Genomic DNA, 15,911 nt, shown 5'->3' with positions numbered 1-15,911 from the left:
CGCGCTTCAGGCGGCGTTCTTGGGGTCGCCGTGGCACCGCTTGTACTTCTTGCCGGACCCGCACGGGCACGGCGCGTTGCGCTCCACGTTGCCGTAGGCGGCCCGCTCGGCCGGAGTGGTGCGCACCCGGGTGTGCTCGACCTCGCCCTGCTCACCGGGCGCGGAGTATTCGAGCTCGGCCGGGCGCTCGGGCCCGCGCAGCCCGCGCGCGATGATCGAGCGGGTCTCCGCGATGACCGCGTCCTCTTCCTCCACGATCGGGTTCTCCTGCACCTCGACCTCGAGGTTGAACAGGAAGCCCACGGAGTCCTCCTTGATGCCCTCGAGCATCGCGGCGAACATCTCGAACCCCTCGCGCTGGTATTCGATCTGCGGGTCCTTCTGCGCGTAGGCCCGCATGCCGATGCCCTCGCGCAGGTAGTCCATCTCGTAGAGGTGCTCGCGCCACTTGCGGTCGAGAACGGACAGGATGACCCGCCGTTCGAGGTCGCGCATGGTCTCGGAGCCGATCTCCTCCTCGCGCCTGGCGTACGCCTCCATGGCGTTGGCCTTGACCTTCTCGCTGATCAGCTCGGCGGTCAGCTCCTCACGGCTGCCCGCCTCCTCGATGAGGTCGGCGACGGTGACCGTGATCGGGAACAGCTCGCTGAACGCCTTCCACAGCTTGTCGAGGTCCCACTCCTCGGCGAAGCCCTCGGCCGTGGCGCCCTGGACGTAGCCGTCGATGACCTCGCCGACGAAGGCCTGCACCTGGTCGTGCAGGTCGGCGCCCTCCAGCACCCGCCGGCGCTCGGAGTAGATGACCTTGCGCTGGCGGTTCATCACCTCGTCGTACTTCAGAACTTCCTTGCGGATCTCGAAGTTCTGCTGCTCGACCTGGTGCTGGGCGGAGGCGATGGCCTTGGAGACGATGCCGGACTCGATCGGCTGGTCGTCGGGGATGTTGAGCCGGGTCATGATGACCTCGACCCGCGCCGAGTTGAACAGGCGCATCAGGTCGTCGCCGAGCGAGAGGTAGAAGCGCGACTCGCCGGGGTCGCCCTGACGGCCGGAACGTCCGCGGAGCTGGTTGTCGATGCGGCGCGACTCGTGGCGCTCGGTGCCCAGCACGTAGAGGCCGCCGAGCTCGGTGACCTCGTCGTGCTCGGCCTTGACCGCGGCCCGGGCCTTCTCCAGCGCCTCGGGGTAGGCCTTGTCGTATTCCTCCGGCGTCTCGACCGGGTCGAGGCCGCGCTGGCGCAGCTCCTGGTCGGCGCGGAACTCGGAGTTGCCGCCGAGCATGATGTCGGTGCCTCGACCGGCCATGTTGGTGGCGACGGTGACGGCGCCCTTGCGGCCCGCCTCGGCGATGATCGCGGCCTCACGCTCGTGGTTCTTCGCGTTGAGCACCTCGTGCGGCACGCCGCGGCGCTTGAGCGCCTTGGACAGCCGCTCGGACTTCTCCACCGACGTGGTGCCGACGAGGACCGGCTGGCCGCGCTCGTAGCGCTCCTTGATGTCCTCGACCACCGCGTTGAACTTGGCGTCCTCGTTCTTGTAGACCACGTCGGCCTGGTCCTTGCGGATCATCGGCCGGTTGGTCGGGATGGGAACGACGCCCAGTTTGTACGTCTGGTGGAACTCGTTGGCCTCGGTCGCGGCCGTACCGGTCATGCCGGCCAGCTTGTCGTAGAGGCGGAAGTAGTTCTGGAGGGTGACCGTGGCGAGCGTCTGGTTCTCGTCCTTGATCTTGACGCCCTCTTTGGCCTCGATGGCCTGGTGCATGCCCTCGTTGTAGCGTCGGCCGTGCAGGACGCGGCCGGTGAACTCGTCGACGATCAGGACCTCGCCCTCGGAGACGATGTAGTCCTTGTCGCGCTTGAACAGCTCCTTGGCCTTCAGCGCGTTGTTGAGGAAGCCGACGAGGTGGGTGTGCTCGGGCTTGTAGAGGTTGTCGATGCCGAGCCAGTCCTCGACCTTCTCGACGCCGGCCTCCAGGATGCCGACCGTGCGCTTCTTCTCGTCGACGATGTAGTCGCCGGTGCTCTCCTCGCCGGGGTTCTTCGCCTCGACGCCCCTGCGCAGGCGGGGCACGATCTTGGCGAACTCCTGGTACCACTTGCCGGACTGCTCGCCGGGACCGGAGATGATCAGCGGGGTCCTGGCCTCGTCGATGAGGATGGAGTCGACCTCGTCCACGATCGCGAAGTTGTGGCCGCGCTGGGCGCACTCCTCCAGCGACCACGCCATGTTGTCGCGGAGGTAGTCGAAGCCGAACTCGTTGTTCGTGCCGTACGTGATGTCGGCTTCGTACTGCTTGCGGCGCTCGTCGGGCTGCTGCCCGGAGACGATGCAGCCGACCTCCATGCCGAGGAAACGGTGGATGCGGCCGATCGTCTCCGCGTCGCGCCTGGCCAGGTAGTCGTTGACCGTGACGACGTGGACGCCCTTGCCGGACAGCGCGTTGAGATAGGAGGGCAGGGCACAGGTCAGGGTCTTGCCCTCACCGGTCTTCATCTCGGAGATGTTGCCCATGTGGAGGTTGGCTCCACCCATGATCTGCACGTCGTAGGGGCGCTGGCCCAGCACGCGGCGGGCCGCCTCGCGCACCGTGGCGAACGCCTCGGGAAGCAGATCGTCAAGGGTTTCGCCGTCCGCGTAGCGCTGTTTGAATTCGTCCGTCAGCGCGCGCAACTCCGCGTCGGACAGGCTCGTGAAGTCGTCCTCGATGGAGTTGACCTGGTCTGCGATCCGCTTGAGCTTGCGCAGGGTCTTGCCTTCGCCGGCACGCAGGATCTTGTCGAGAATGGCTGGCACTTTTGTAAAGCTCCTCGCAGGTCTACCCCGGCGGCGCCGCCAGGAGGAGAGGCCGAGACAAACTTCCCCGAGTGCCATCGTAGGCGCTTCAGCAACCAGACACAGCCACCGTGCCGACGAGGGCGCAGGACTGGTCTGGGAGAATGGGGGCAAGGCAGAGGGTATGCCGGTTGACCGCCGGCCCGCACGTATTGCGGCATAACCGGCAAAGGAAGGATTAAGCATGGTTGAGGGGCAGAAGTCGGAGCAAACGGAGGATCTCGGCAGTCACGGCGGACGGGCGTCATCGTGGCTGGCGGTGACGGTCATGCTGGCCGGAACCATCGTGGCCGGCTTCGGGCTGACCGTCGCCAGCTGGACGCTCGTGTGGATCGGCGCGGGGGTGTTCGTCGTGGGCGGCATTCTCGCCCTCGTCTTCGACATCTTCACCGACGTGGTGATCGACGCGCCGCGTGTGGGCATGCGGGCCGAGGATCACCGCTGACGTCGGCGGACGACGACCGTCGCACCGCGATCTGCGAGGCGGGCCCCTGACAGGGTGGCCCGCCTTTCTTTTTGCCCAGCCCCTTCCCCTTCTTCCTGCCTGCTCCAAACTTTCCCCAGGTGATGCTTTCCGCCGCTCGTCGGCGTGTCGGGGGAACGCCCGGCCATTCCCCGACCGGTCCGCCCGGCCCACCGCCGCCGGAATTGTCGGTGGCCGCCGCTAGATTGCACGCATGCACCGCCCTGAAGACGCGCAGCCGCTCAACGTGGGGGACGTCACCCTCGGCGACCCGGCCCCGGGAGCCGACGTCCCGGACGCCGCCCTGGTGAGCGCCGCCGCAGCCGACGACAGGCAGCCCCTCGCCACGGCAGCGCCCCCGCCCCCCAGGACCCTGGCGACACCGAACACCGAGACGCCGCCTGGCAACGAGCTGAGGCCGGACGCCCACTCGGGAGCGGAAGCCGGTGCGAGGGTGGCCGGTGGCGGAAGTGTGGGCGGCGGCGTCGTGGACCTCACGCTCGACGAGGCGCGGCGCCTCATCCTGCGCGCCCAGGGCCTGCTCGGCGCCGACGCGCGCAAGGGCGGGGTGCACGCCATGCTGCGCAGGCTGGGGGCCGTGCAGCTCGACACCATCTCGGTCCTCGCCCGCTCCCACGAGCTGGTCGCCTACGCCCGTCTGGGCGCGGTGAGCAGGCCGGCGGTGGAGCGGGCCTACTGGCACGACCCGGCGCGGAGCTTCGAGTACTGGTGCCACGCGGCCTGCATCCTGCCCGTCGAGCACTGGCCTCTCTACTCGTTCCGCCGCCGCGCCTTCCGCGACCGCAAGTTCCGCTGGCACGAGGTCCCCGACGGCGTCGACAAGCTGCTCGACCAGGTGCGCGACTCGGGCCCGTTGATGACCTCCGACGTCGGCGGCGCCAAGAACGGCGGCCCGTGGTGGGACTGGTCCGACTCCAAGATCGGCCTGGAGTGGCTGCTGGACATCGGCGAGCTGGTCTGCACCCGCCGCGTCGGCTGGCGCCGCGTCTACGACCTGGCCGAGCGCGCGATCCCCGCCGACCTGCTCGCCCAGGACCTGACGGACGAGGAGTGCATCACGCGACTGGCCGGCATCGCCGGGCGTTCACTGGGCGTGGCCAACCGCACCGACCTGATCGACTTCCTCCGCCTGAAGGGCCGCTTCGCGGCGATCCTCGACGAGGCGCTGCTCAGCGGGGCCGCCGGGCTGACGCCGGTGACGGTCGCGGGCTGGCCGGGCAAGAAGGGCCAGGCCAACGCGTGGGCCGACCCGGCCGCGCTGGCGAGCGAGCCGCGCGGCCGGCACCGCACCACGCTGGTCTCGCCGTTCGACTCCCTCATCTGGCACCGCGGCCGCACCGAGCGGATCTTCGGCTTCACCTACACCCTGGAGCTGTACGTCCCCAAGCACAAGCGGGTGCACGGCTACTTCACGATGCCGGTGCTGGCCGGGGGCCGGCTGATCGGCCGGGTCGATCCGGCCCGCGAGGGCACGACCCTGGTGGCCAGGCAGGTGCACCTGGAGCCGGGCCTGTCCCCCGCCAAGTGGGCCGGCGCGTTCGCGGACGCCCTGTGGTCGGCCGCCGAGTGGGTCGGCTGCGACAGCGTACGCGTCGAACGCGCCGATCCGCCGGAGCTCGTCACCATGCTGAACGCGCCGGGATAGTCAGGCGGGGAGGGGGCGGGGGCTTCGCTAGGTGATCTCCAGCATGCGCTCCCGCACCGCGTAGACCACTGCCTCCATGCGGGAGTGCAGCTGCAGCTTGTCGAGGATGTTGCGCACGTGGTTCTTCACGGTGTTCTCGGAGATGAACAACTGCTTGGCGATCTCGCGGTTGTTCATGCCCTTGGCGACCAGCCGCAGGACCTCCATCTCGCGGTCGGTCAGCCGGGGGACGGGCAGCTGGGGCGGCCGCTCGGCCTCCTTGCGGCTCATGTTGGCGAACTCGCTGATGAGCTTGGCCGCCATCGCCGGGTTGATTAACGACTGGCCCTCGTGCACGCCGCGCACGGCGGCGGGGACGTCGTTGATCTGCACGTCCTTGAGGAGGTAGCCGGTGGCTCCCGCCTTGATGGCCTCGAAGAGGTCCTCCTCCTCGTCGCTCACCGTGAGCATGATGATGCGGGTGCTGGGGACCGACGCCTTGATGCCCTTCGTGGCCTCGATCCCGTCCTGCCGCGGCATGCGCACGTCCATGAGCGCGACGTCGGGCATGAGGCGGTCGGCCAGCTCGACCGCCTCCTGCCCGTCGCTCGCCTCACCGACCACCTCGATGTCGGGCTCAGCCGCCAGCGCCAGAGCCAGGCTGCGCCTGATCAGCTCATGGTCGTCGACGATCAGCACGCGAATGGGCTCGCTCGCTGATGCGCGGGCCTCGTCGGACTCGCTCACGAGGCCTCCTTGATCCGCCTCGCGACCGCGCTTCCCTCGCTTCGCTCGCTCGGCTGAACCTGACTGAGCTCGCTCACGTCTCCTCCTCGTCGGGGGGCCAGAGCCGTAACCGCCATGATGGCACGTGTGCCGCGGTCCTCGGGTGGTCGAGAAGATCTTTTTCAGTAAGCGATCAGGGCTCTACGAGCCGCAACACGCCGTAGTTGTACCCGCGTCTGTTGTAGACGACGCTCGGCTGACCGCTCTCCTTGTCCCGGAAGAGGTAGAAGTCGTGGCCGACCAGCTCCATCTCCAGCAGCGCCTGGTCGATGGTCATCGGCTCGGCCCGGTGGAACTTCTCCCTGACGATGAGCGGCCCCTCGCCGTCCATCTCGATCGGGACGATGTCCTCGTCGGTCTTGTCGTCGTAGGTGACGCCGGTGTAGTCGTCGCCGGCGCGCTGGAGCGGCTCGCTCTCCTCGGCCGTGGACTTCGGCGCCACGGGCTCCTGGGGAGGCAGTCCGGCGACGTCGGGAAGTGTCGCGGTGATCTCCGCGACGGAGGGCGGGCAGTGGTTGCCGTGGTGCACCTTGCGCCGGTCGGCGGCCCGCCTCAGCCGGCCTTCCAGCTTGTCCAGCGCCAGGTCGAGGGCGGCGAACCGGTCGTCGGCCGAGGCCTCGGCGCGGATGGCCGGCCCTCGGGAGTGGATGGTGAGCTCGACGCGCTCCCGCTGTCCCGCGAGGCGCGGATTGCGTTCCTTCGACACCTGCACATCGACTCGGATGAGTTTGTTGTCCAGACGTTCGATCCTGGCCAGCTTGGTCGTCACTTGGTCGCGGAACCGATCACTCACACCCGTGTGTCGGCCCTTGACGATGATGTCCATGCAAAAGCCCCCCTTCCGTCTAACGACTGAGCAAGAGCGCCCGACGAGCTGCCGATCGGGCGAGGCCTGCTGTCTGCCTTTCTGTCACCGTTACCCTCTTCCGACTCGTGATCACCGGGAACTCTGTTGGCACCCGTCCGGCCGACCTGGTCTTCGACCCCACATCCGCCTGCTGAGGGTCTCGCAGCTCTGTTGCCACTACTGCCCTTCTCTTCTGGCGAGAGGCATCTGACCTCTCGGGAAGGCAGGACTTACCCCTAAGCCGCACCGTGATCGGTCGACAAAGAGTCGCCTTACGTGGACCGTTTTGCCTGCGGCTGGCATCGGCTAGCAGAGCCGGGAGCCCCGGCTCTGCGCAACCACGGACCCGAACGGGTGCCATGTCCGAACGCTATCCGCATCCTGGGCGAATGTCAGCCGGAGGGTTGTCCGGACGATCACGTTGCGTGATATCGGCGGGCCGGACAGGGGTGTTTTGATGCCCCGTTTAATCGGCCGGCGTCCGCTATGGCCGGCCGTGGATCGCTCGTCGAGCACTGTGGCGGCATCCCGTGGGGAAGCGACATGTGACCTCCTGGGGAGGGCCTGGTCGGCCACGTCTTTCACGCACCGTCACCGTAATGCTTTTTTAGATCTTCGGCGTGTCGCGGCGACCGTGATCGCCAGGGGGACCGGTGTTCCGGCTGATCGGAGGGCTCGCGCGGCCTCGGCGAGGGTGGCGCCGGTCGTCACGATGTCGTCCACGAGCAGCGCACAGGGCGCTGGAGGGCCTGTCGCGGGGCGGGTGACCCGTAGTGACCCGGCGAGGTTGACCGCCCGCTCAGCGCTGCTCAGGCCCGCCTGATCGGTCACGGAGCGGACCTGGGTCAGGCCGTTCCAGGGGCGGGCGGGCAGACCGAGCGCGCACAGGGCGCGGGACGCGAGCAGGGCCAGGCGGGCGACCGGGTCGTGGCCTCTCGCGCCGGCCGTGGCCCGGGTGCTGGGGACCGGCACGACGGCGAAGCCGGCCGCGAGCGCGCGGCGGGCGCCGGGGGTGCGGGAGAGCGCCGTGACGGCGGTGAACGCCAGCGCCTCGGCCAGGACCGCCGCCAGCGTCACCGCGCCCCGCTCCTTGTAGGCGAGGAGGGTGCGGCGCGTGCGGTCGTCGTACGGGCTCGCCGACCAGCAGTCGGGGAGGCCGGGCGGGCACGGGTCCGGCCACCGCCTGGCCGGCCGGGCGGTCAACTCGGCCATGCACGCGGCGCAGCACCGGGGCCCCTTGGCGCCGCAACCGGCGCAGGCCGGGGGCAGGATCAGGTCGAGCACGGCATCCAGCACGCCCGCCAGCATGCCCGCCGCCACCGACAGTTCCCGCCCCGGGCGGGCGGCTCACCCGAGCAGCCCGCCGACGTGCCCGCCGACGCCCGCGCGGCCGGGCCCGTCCCGGGCGGGCGGCTCAGCTGAGCAGCCGGACCGCCGGCGGAAGCGGCGCGGGGACAGGGTCGGCGCGGAACGACTGGATCATCAGGGCCGCGAACCGGCGCGCGGCCGCGGCCCGCAGCTCGGGCGACCCGGCGCGGATGGCCTCGCTCGCCGTCACCGCCAGGACGAGGTCCTCCAGCACGAAGTCCGCCCGCAGGCCGCCCGTCTCCTTCGCCCGCCGGACGAGCCGGAGCAGCAGCCGGACCGAACGCTCGCGCTCCGCCCCGAGATACGGCAGCCGCGCGACGAGAGCGCCGGACAGCCCCCGGCCGCGGGCGCGCGCCTCCATCAGCCTCTCGGTCACCAGGCAGAACCCGCGCCACGGATCGGACTCCGCCAGCCCCGCCTCGACGACCGCCGAGCACAGGGCCGTCGGCTCGGCGACGACCTCGGCGAGCAGCGCCTCCTTGGTCGGGAAGTGCCGGTAGACGGTGGCCGCCCCGACCTGGGCGCGCCGGGCGATCTCGCGGATCGGCACGCCGGGTCCCTCGGCGGCGAAGGCCGCGCGGGCGACCGCGAGGATGCGCGCGCGGTTGTCGCGGGCGTCCGAGCGCGACTTCTGACTCATTTCGGCCGTCACCGCTCTCACTTCGGTCGGACGGACGGGCTGCCCACCTACGGTACGGCGCATGAGAGCAGTCCAGTTTTCCGAGTACGGCGGTCCGGGCGTGGTGCACGTCGCCGAGGCCGAGGAGCCGCACGCCGGGCCGGGTACGGTCCGCGTCGCCGTACGGGCGTCCGGGTTGTCGGCGGGAGAGACGCGCATCCGCTCGGGCGAGCTGCGCGGCGTGGTGCCGGTGACGTTCCCGTTCCGTACCGGGTTCGACGCCGCGGGCGTGGTGGACGAGGTCGGCGAGGGCGTCACGGACGTCGAGGCCGGCGACGAGGTGTTCGGCATGACCGCGGCGACGACGCGCGGCGCCAACGCCGACCACGCGGTCCTGGTGGCCTGGGCGCCGAAACCGGCCGCGTGGAGCTGGGAGGAGGCCGGTGGGGCCGCGGGCAGCGTCGAGACGGCCACGCGGGTGCTCGACCGGCTCGGGGCCGGCGCCGGGCACACGGTGCTGGTCCAGGGCGCGGCCGGCGGGGTGGGGACGGTCGCCGTGCAGCTCGCGGTCGCCCGCGGCGCCACCGTGATCGGCACGGCCAGTGAGCGCAACCACGACTTCCTGCGCTCGCTCGGCGCGGAGCCGACGACGTACGGGACCGGTCTCGTCGAACGGGTCCGCGCGCTGGCCCCGGGCGGGGTGGACGCGGTGTTCGACTGCGCCGGAGGGGCGCTGCCCGATCTGGTCGCCGTCGCCGGGGACCCGGCGCGCGTGGTGACCATCGCCCCCGACCTGACCGCGGCGGCCCACGGCGTGCACCTGTCGCACGGGTCGCCGGGCGCGGACCCCGGGACGGGCGCCGACCCGCTCGCGGTGCACGGCCTCGGCGTCGCGGTCGAGCTCGCCGCGCGTGGGCGGCTGCGGGTGCCGGTCGCGGCGGCGTTCCCGCTCGCCGAGGCGACGGCCGCGCACGAGCTGAGCGAGAGCCGCCACGCCCGCGGGAAGATCGTCCTGGTGAACTGACCGGCTCAGCCCAGGGGGAACAGGGGCGCTTCGGCGTTCGACTCGATCCTGGTCTTCCAGCTCTGGTCCTGCGCGAGCTCCAGGATCTCCGAGCCCTTCCCCTTGCCCGTCTCCGCCTGCGCGAGCACGTGCTCGTTGAGCGCCGCGACCCGGCGCAGCCGGTTCTTCAGCGGGATCTCGGTGATGTCGCCGTCGCCGATGTCGATCTCGTTCAGCGTCTGACCGGCGTTGCTCTTGACCAGCACGAGGACGTGCTCGTCGTCGCGCCAGGCGAGGTCCTCGATGACGCCGCCCGGCTCCCTGGCCGTCGGCACCCGGACGTTGCTGAGCATCAGCCCGCCCGTCTGCGTCAGCGCGCCGACGTGCACGATGTTCTCGCGGGTGGTCAGCACCACGCGTACGCCGTCCCTGGCGATGCGCATGCGGGTGACGTCCCAGCCCTTCAGCCCCGGCGCGGCGACCCGCTCGGCGGGACGGTTGGCGCCGGGTTCGTAGCGCAGCACGACGCCGTTCTTGCGGTCGAACGTCCACAGCGACCCGTCGCGGTGCCAGGACGGCGCGGTGAGGTCCTCCGGGGAGCCCGGGATGACCTCCTGCCACTGCCCCTCCTGGGTGGCGGGGGTGATGGAGATGCCGGTGGAGGTCTGGGCGGCGACGAGGTCGCCCTGCTTGGACAGGGCGAAGTTGGAGTAGCCCTCGCGCGGCTGCCCGGCCGGCCCGGCGATGGCGCCGCCCGGCCCCTCGTTGGTCATGTAGTGGACGGCGCCCTTGTCGACGTAGTAGTCGGTGTTGACGCCGTTGTCCAGCCAGCCCTGGTCGACGTTGGGCTGGGAGACGGAATACTGTTCCCCGTCCACCTGCACCTCGATGGCGCGGCCCTTGGCGACGTCGTTGTTGGTGAGGCTGTAGCGGATCTGGGCCATGAGGCCGTGCTCGCCGCTCAGGTCGAGGGGGTCGATCGGGCCCGACAGGTTGATGACGACCCGTTCGTCCTCGCCCGAGCGCACCGACTCGACCTTGGTGCCGGAGGGGAAGCTGGTGCTCACCGCGCCCTGGAGCGCGGCGCTCGGCGCCTTGAGCAGCCGTTCGAGCACGACCTGCGCGTACGTCTTGGTCGGCTTGAGCCGCAGCCGCACGCTGTCCACCACCAGCCGGTCCTGGGTGCCGCTGCCGAGGTAGTAGAGCTTGGTCGGCCGGTAGGCCCGCGCGACGTCGGACTTGGTGAGGATGAGTCCCTGCGGCAGGCCGCGCACGCGGTAGCCCACGCCCTCGACCTTGACCAGCTCGAACGGCCGCGCCCAGTTCCCCGCCAGCGGCACGTAGGTGTCGTCCTCCTCGATCCTGGCGATCTGGGGGGCCTTGACGGAGATCTTCTGCACCGACTCGGTGCCGTCCTGGTCGCCCAGGTCGAAGGTCCAGTTCCAGGCGTCGTCGAGCACGGTCACCGCGCCCTCGGGACTCCAGCCGCGCAGCGCCTCGGGCGTCAGGTATTGGGGCAGGACCGTCGGGTCGTCGTCGTAGGCCGCCATGGCCGCCTGGAGGCCCTTGAGCACGTCCTGGGGGCCCCAGCCGGGCTGCGGCGGGGTGGCGATCATCCGCTGGAACGGCTTGCTGAGCGGGTCGCCGCTGCCCGTGTCGTCCACCACGTACGGGCCGCTGACCGGGATCACCGAGCACCCCGAGCCCGTGAGCGCCACGGCCGCGGCCACCGCCGCGACGGCGCAGAGCCGCCTAGTCCTCGTCATCGAGCGCCCCGTCCCCCACGGCGGGCAGCAGCACGGGCGTCATGGACCCGCGCCAGGTGCGCCGCATCTCGATCTCGGGCGGCACGAGCGGCAGCGGCGAGCCCTTGAGGTCGGCCCCCGCCGTGCGCGGCAGCGTCAGCCTGAACTGCGAGCCCTCGCCCGGCTGTCCCCACGCCTGGAGCCAGCCGCCGTGCAGGGTGGCGTCCTCGCGGGAGATCGCCAGGCCGAGCCCGGTGCCGCCGATGGTGCGCGCCCGCGACGGGTCGGCCCGCCAGAACCGGTCGAAGACCATGGTGTCCTCGCCCGGCTTGAGGCCGATGCCGTGGTCGCGTACGGCGACCGCCACGGCGTCGCGGTCCGCGCCGACGGTGACGACGATCTCCCTGCCCTCGCCGTGCTCGATGGCGTTGAACAGCAGGTTGCGCAGGATCCGCTCGACCCGGCGGTTGTCGATCTCGGCCATGCAGGGCTCGGGCGGCAGCCGCAGCTCGAAGCGGGTGCCGTGGCGTTCGGCCAGCGCCTCGGAGTCCTCGATCGCGCGCAGCACGACCTTGGTGACGTCGACCGGCTCCAGGTCGAGGGTGGCCGCGCCGGCGTCGTAGCGGCTGATCTCCAGCAGGTCGCCCAGCATCGACTCGAACCGTTCGAGCTGGGCCTGCATGAGCTCGGCCGAGCGGGCGGCCATGGGGTCGAAGTCCTCGCGGGCGTCGTACAGCAGGTCGGCGGCCATGCGGACGGTGGTCAGCGGGGTGCGCAGCTCGTGCGAGACGTCGGAGACGAACTGCCGCTGGACCTGCGACAGCTCCTCAAGCTGGTGGATCTTGAGCGCCAGGTTGGCGGCCATCTCGTTGAAGGAGTTGGCCAGGCGGGCGAGGTCGTCCTCGCCGCGTACCTTCAGCCGCTCGTCCAGCTTGCCCGCGGCCAGCCGCTCGGCGGCCTGGCGGGCCAGCCGGACGGGGGTGACGACCTGCCTGGCCACCAGGTACGCGATGGCCGCCAGCAGCAGCACGAGCCCGAGCCCCACCACGACGATGGCGAGCCGGACGTTGGACAGCAGCGCCTCTTCCTCGTCGAGCGGGAAGAAGTGGTAGACCTCGTAGTTCTGGCCGCTGAAGGGCTCGTGGACGATGCCGCCGACGATGTACATCAGGCGCGGCTGGCTCTGCCCGGTCAGCGCGACGCGCTCGATGGAGACGATGGGCTTGTCGTAGACCAGCTTCGTGATGTTGCGCTGCAGCCCGGCGCGCAGGGCGGGCGGCACGTTGCCGGGCACGAGGCGGCCGGAGGCGCGCGACTGCCCGGGGGCCGCGACGTTGAGTATGAGCACGTCGTAGCGCTTCTTGGAGCCGCCGTCGACGGAGCCGGTGACGGCGCCCATCACCTCGTCGAGCGGGTTGACCACGACCTTGCCCGCCTCGGGGGCCTTGGCCTGGTCGTCGTCGGGAGGCGCGAGCGCGTCGGCGATCTGCAGCCGGTCGGCGTTGGCCTCGCTGACCGAGGACTGCTGGCTGCTCTGGATGACGGCCCGGTTGATCTGCTCGGACAGGAACGTGCCGAGCACCACCACCACGACGACGGAGATCACCAGCGTGCTGGTGACCACCTGGAGCTGCAGCGAGCGCCGCCAGACGCTGCGCGCCCTGCCCGCCGCACGCCGCACCCGCCGGCGGACGCCGCCGAGTATCTGGCGTGGCGTCCGCCGACGGGAACGCTTGGTCTTCGTCGGGGGCATGGCGGATGGGGGCGGGCGGGTCAGGCGGGTCCGGCTTTGTAGCCCACGCCGCGGACCGTGACCACGATCTCGGGGTGCTCGGGGTCCTTCTCGATCTTGGCCCGGAGCCGCTGGACGTGCACGTTGACCAGCCGCGTGTCGGCCGCGTGCCGGTAGCCCCACACCTGTTCGAGCAGGACCTCGCGGGTGAAGACCTGGCGCGGCTTGCGGGCCAGCGCGACGAGCAGGTCGAACTCGAGCGGCGTGAGGTTGATGGTCTCCTCGCCCCGCTTGACCGAGTGGCCGGCCACGTCGATGGTGATGTCGCCGATCTGGAGGATCTCCGGCGTCGGCTCGTCCGTACGGCGGAGCCGCGCGCGCACCCGCGCGACCAGCTCCTTCGGCTTGAACGGCTTGACGATGTAGTCGTCGGCGCCCGACTCCAGGCCGAGCACGACGTCGATGGTGTCGCTCTTCGCCGTCAGCATGACGATCGGGACCCCGGACTCGGCCCTGATCCTGCGCGCCACGTCGATGCCGTCGGCCCCCGGCAGCATCAGGTCGAGCAGGACAAGGTCCGGGCGCGTGTCCCGGAACGCGTCGAGCGCCTTGTCGCCGTCAGAGACGAAGGATGGTTCGAACCCCTCGCCCCGCAGCACGATCCCCAGCATCTCGGCGAGAGCGGCGTCGTCGTCGACGACCAGCACGCGACCTTTCATGGCCCCTCATTCGTTCTACGCATTCTGGGACATACCCGCACGATCGCTGAAGGTTACCCTTGGTAGGCCCATGAGTGTGACTTGAGCCGTGCAAAAGGCGATTTTCAGCTCCGCCCCCGCGACCGCAGTCCCAAGTCTGCGGTAACGGAGCGTCTTTAGGCCATCCCTGGTGCAGATCCATGCCAGATTCCCCCGTGAACAATGGGTCATCGGGCAGCGAATCGCCTCCGGGACGCCAAGCTCCCTCCCAGCATGCCAGGATTGGGATATGTCAGACGGTCACGGTCCCTCGCCCGAGACGCCCCCAGGTTGGTCGGCCGAACAGCCGCCGCCCTACAGCGCCCCGCCGGCCTCGCCGTGGACCGCGCCCGGCTCCCCCGAGCAGGTGCCCTACGGGCAGCCGTACGGGCAGGCTCCACAGCAGCAGCCCTACGCCCCGCAGCCCCCGCACCCGCCCGGCCCGCAGCAGGGCTACGGCTATATGCCGCCGCCCCCCGTGCTGCGCCCCGGCATCATCCCGCTGCGCCCGCTGGGCCTCGGCGACATGCTCGACGGCACCATCAAGCTCATCCGCTCCAACCCGAAGGCGGTGCTCGGCCTCTCGGCCGTCGCCGCGCTGCTCGCCTCCGTGCCGATGGCCATCGGGCAGGCGTTCGTGCTCGACAGCATGGGCAGCGTGCTCACCGACCCCTCCGCCATGGAGAACCCCGAGCAGCTCGACAGCAGCATGGCCGGCCTCGCCGCCCAGTACGGCGGCACCCTGATCTCCTACGCCATCCAGTTCGTCGTGGTCACGCTGCTGACCGGGGTGATCACCCGCATACTCGGCCGGGCCGTCTTCGGCGGCAACCTCACGGCGGGCGAGGCGTGGCACCTGGTCAAGGGCCGGGTGCCGGCGCTGTTCGGCGTCGTGGGTCTCATGGTGGTCATCATGGCGGTGCCGCTGATCGCGTTCGTGGTGATCGGCGTCGCGCTGGTGGCCAACGGCACCGGCGCCGGGGGGCTGCTCGGGCTGATCGTCGTGTTCTTCGTCCTCTACATCGCCTACTACCTGTTCTTCCGCACCCGCTTCGCGTTCGCCTCGCCGGCGGTGGTGCTGGAGGGCCGGGGGCCGATCGACGCCATGCGCCGCTCCTGGCAGCTGGTCACCGGCGACTTCTGGCGCGTGTTCGGCATCCTGCTGCTCACGTCGCTGCTGGTCGGCCTGGTGGCGGGCGTCCTTTCCGTCCCGTTCACGATCGCGGGCACGTTGTTCGGCATGCTCGGCACGGGCTCGATGGTCAACGCCGTCGTGTCGGCCGTGCTGATCGCGATCGGCGGCACGCTCAGCGCCATGTTCACCTACCCCTTCGAGTCGGGCGTCTCCGGTCTCCTGTACGCCGACCGGCGCATGCGCAGCGAGGCGTTCGACCTCGTGCTGCAGACGGCGGCCATCGAGCAGCAGCGCCAGGGCTGGGTGCACGGCTCGGCCGACGAGCTCTGGCACCCGTCCAACTCCGCCGGGTCGTGAGCCCCATCGGGAGGGAGGAGGCCGCGCGGCGGGCCGCGGAGGAGCTCCTCAAGTCACCGTACGAGCGCGAGTCCCTGCCCGACATGCTCCTGCGGCACTTCAACCAGTTCCTCGGCGACCTCGCCGACGCCGCCTTCGGCAACGGCCCGGTCGGCGGGATCGTCGCGAGCGTCGTCATCCTGGCGCTCGTCGTCGCCGCGGCCGCGCTGGTCTCGTGGCAGCTCCGCCGCATGTCGAGGCGGCGGGGCCTGGTCACGGGCGGCCTGTACGGCGAGCGCGTCCGCACCGCCGACGAGCACCGCCGGGCCGCCGAGCGGCTGGCCGGTGAGGGCCGCTGGAGCGAGGCGATCCAGGAGCGGCTCCGTGCCATCGCCCGCGACCTGGAGGAACGCGCGCTGGTCGACGGCATGCCCGGCCGCACCGCCGACGAGCTGGCCGCCGAGGCCGCCGCGGCGCTGCCGGACCTCGCCGCCGAGCTGGCGGCGGCGGCCCGCTCCTTCGACGACGTGACCTACGGCGGCGTGCCCGGCACCTCCGACGCCTACGCCACCATGGCCGGCCTCGACGACCGCCTGCGCCAGGCCCGCCCGGTCCCGCTCGCGGTCGCAGGGGAGGCGTCATGAGCCCGCCGACGAGCAA

Annotated in this window: 13 protein-coding genes; 5 read left to right on the top strand and 8 right to left on the bottom strand. The window is 70.9% G+C overall.

All coding sequences use genetic code 11. The annotated features are described in order from the left end of the window. Positions 1 to 6: 6 nt before the first annotated feature. Positions 7 to 2,796 carry a preprotein translocase subunit SecA gene (secA, locus tag ACBR40_RS28870; RefSeq protein ID WP_371250795.1) on the bottom strand — a complete coding sequence of 930 codons (2,790 nt, stop codon included), beginning with the start codon at positions 2,794 to 2,796 and terminating at the stop codon, positions 7 to 9. A gap of 223 nt (positions 2,797 to 3,019) precedes the next feature. On the opposite strand from secA, the gene ACBR40_RS28865 reads away from it, so the two are divergent. Beyond that, the gene (locus ACBR40_RS28865) at positions 3,020 to 3,280 is read left to right on the top strand and encodes an HGxxPAAW family protein (RefSeq protein WP_344210175.1); all 261 of its coding nucleotides are present in this window, start codon (positions 3,020 to 3,022) and stop codon (positions 3,278 to 3,280) included. Positions 3,281 to 3,512: 232 nt separating this feature from the next. After that, on the top strand, positions 3,513 to 4,964 hold the full coding sequence (locus tag ACBR40_RS28860; RefSeq protein ID WP_371250794.1) for a winged helix-turn-helix domain-containing protein: 1,452 nt from the start codon (positions 3,513 to 3,515) through the stop codon (positions 4,962 to 4,964). Between the two features lie 27 nt (positions 4,965 to 4,991). On the opposite strand, the gene ACBR40_RS28855 is transcribed toward ACBR40_RS28860, so the two are convergent. From ACBR40_RS28855 to ACBR40_RS28840, 4 genes are all read right to left on the bottom strand, one after another. Further along, complete coding sequence (locus tag ACBR40_RS28855; protein ID WP_020541374.1) at positions 4,992 to 5,690, bottom strand: response regulator transcription factor; 699 nt, start codon at positions 5,688 to 5,690, stop codon at positions 4,992 to 4,994. Between the two features lie 172 nt (positions 5,691 to 5,862). After that, on the bottom strand, positions 5,863 to 6,555 hold the full coding sequence (gene hpf / locus ACBR40_RS28850; RefSeq protein ID WP_344210181.1) for a ribosome hibernation-promoting factor, HPF/YfiA family: 693 nt from the start codon (positions 6,553 to 6,555) through the stop codon (positions 5,863 to 5,865). A gap of 612 nt (positions 6,556 to 7,167) precedes the next feature. Next, a complete protein-coding gene (locus ACBR40_RS28845) occupies positions 7,168 to 7,896 on the bottom strand; it encodes a ComF family protein (RefSeq protein ID WP_371250793.1) in 729 nt (242 codons plus the stop codon). Positions 7,897 to 7,990: 94 nt separating this feature from the next. After that, positions 7,991 to 8,584 carry a helix-turn-helix domain-containing protein gene (locus tag ACBR40_RS28840; RefSeq protein WP_344210187.1) on the bottom strand — a complete coding sequence of 198 codons (594 nt, stop codon included), beginning with the start codon at positions 8,582 to 8,584 and terminating at the stop codon, positions 7,991 to 7,993. Between the two features lie 61 nt (positions 8,585 to 8,645). Between ACBR40_RS28840 and ACBR40_RS28835 the strand changes: the two genes are divergently transcribed. Next, positions 8,646 to 9,587 carry an NADP-dependent oxidoreductase gene (locus ACBR40_RS28835; protein ID WP_371250792.1) on the top strand — a complete coding sequence of 314 codons (942 nt, stop codon included), beginning with the start codon at positions 8,646 to 8,648 and terminating at the stop codon, positions 9,585 to 9,587. 5 nt (positions 9,588 to 9,592) lie between these two features. Here ACBR40_RS28835 and ACBR40_RS28830 read toward each other — a convergent pair whose 3' ends face one another. From ACBR40_RS28830 to mtrA, 3 genes are read right to left on the bottom strand one after another with little or no spacing between them, the layout of a single operon-like run. Beyond that, positions 9,593 to 11,332: an LpqB family beta-propeller domain-containing protein gene (locus ACBR40_RS28830; protein ID WP_344210192.1), complete on the bottom strand. Its 1,740-nt coding sequence runs from the start codon at positions 11,330 to 11,332 to the stop codon at positions 9,593 to 9,595. Continuing rightward, positions 11,319 to 13,064, bottom strand: a complete 1,746-nt coding sequence (gene mtrB, locus ACBR40_RS28825; RefSeq protein WP_344210194.1) for an MtrAB system histidine kinase MtrB — start codon at positions 13,062 to 13,064, stop codon at positions 11,319 to 11,321. The genes ACBR40_RS28830 and mtrB overlap by 14 nt, the downstream gene beginning before the upstream one ends. A gap of 20 nt (positions 13,065 to 13,084) precedes the next feature. After that, complete coding sequence (gene mtrA, locus ACBR40_RS28820) at positions 13,085 to 13,762, bottom strand: MtrAB system response regulator MtrA (protein WP_043620615.1); 678 nt, start codon at positions 13,760 to 13,762, stop codon at positions 13,085 to 13,087. A 268-nt stretch (positions 13,763 to 14,030) separates the two neighbouring features. On the opposite strand from mtrA, the gene ACBR40_RS28815 reads away from it, so the two are divergent. Both ACBR40_RS28815 and ACBR40_RS28810 read left to right on the top strand, forming a co-directional pair. Then, positions 14,031 to 15,272 carry a glycerophosphoryl diester phosphodiesterase membrane domain-containing protein gene (locus ACBR40_RS28815; protein WP_344210204.1) on the top strand — a complete coding sequence of 414 codons (1,242 nt, stop codon included), beginning with the start codon at positions 14,031 to 14,033 and terminating at the stop codon, positions 15,270 to 15,272. Then, the gene (locus tag ACBR40_RS28810) at positions 15,269 to 15,895 is read left to right on the top strand and encodes a DUF4129 domain-containing protein (RefSeq protein ID WP_364449823.1); all 627 of its coding nucleotides are present in this window, start codon (positions 15,269 to 15,271) and stop codon (positions 15,893 to 15,895) included. Before ACBR40_RS28815 ends, ACBR40_RS28810 begins: the two co-directional genes overlap by 4 nt. Positions 15,896 to 15,911 lie beyond the last annotated feature (16 nt).

The sequence above is a fragment of the Nonomuraea sp. AD125B genome (genome assembly GCF_041402765.1).
Lineage (GTDB): Bacteria > Actinomycetota > Actinomycetes > Streptosporangiales > Streptosporangiaceae > Nonomuraea > Nonomuraea bangladeshensis.
This window is presented reverse-complemented; position numbering and strand designations above follow the sequence as displayed.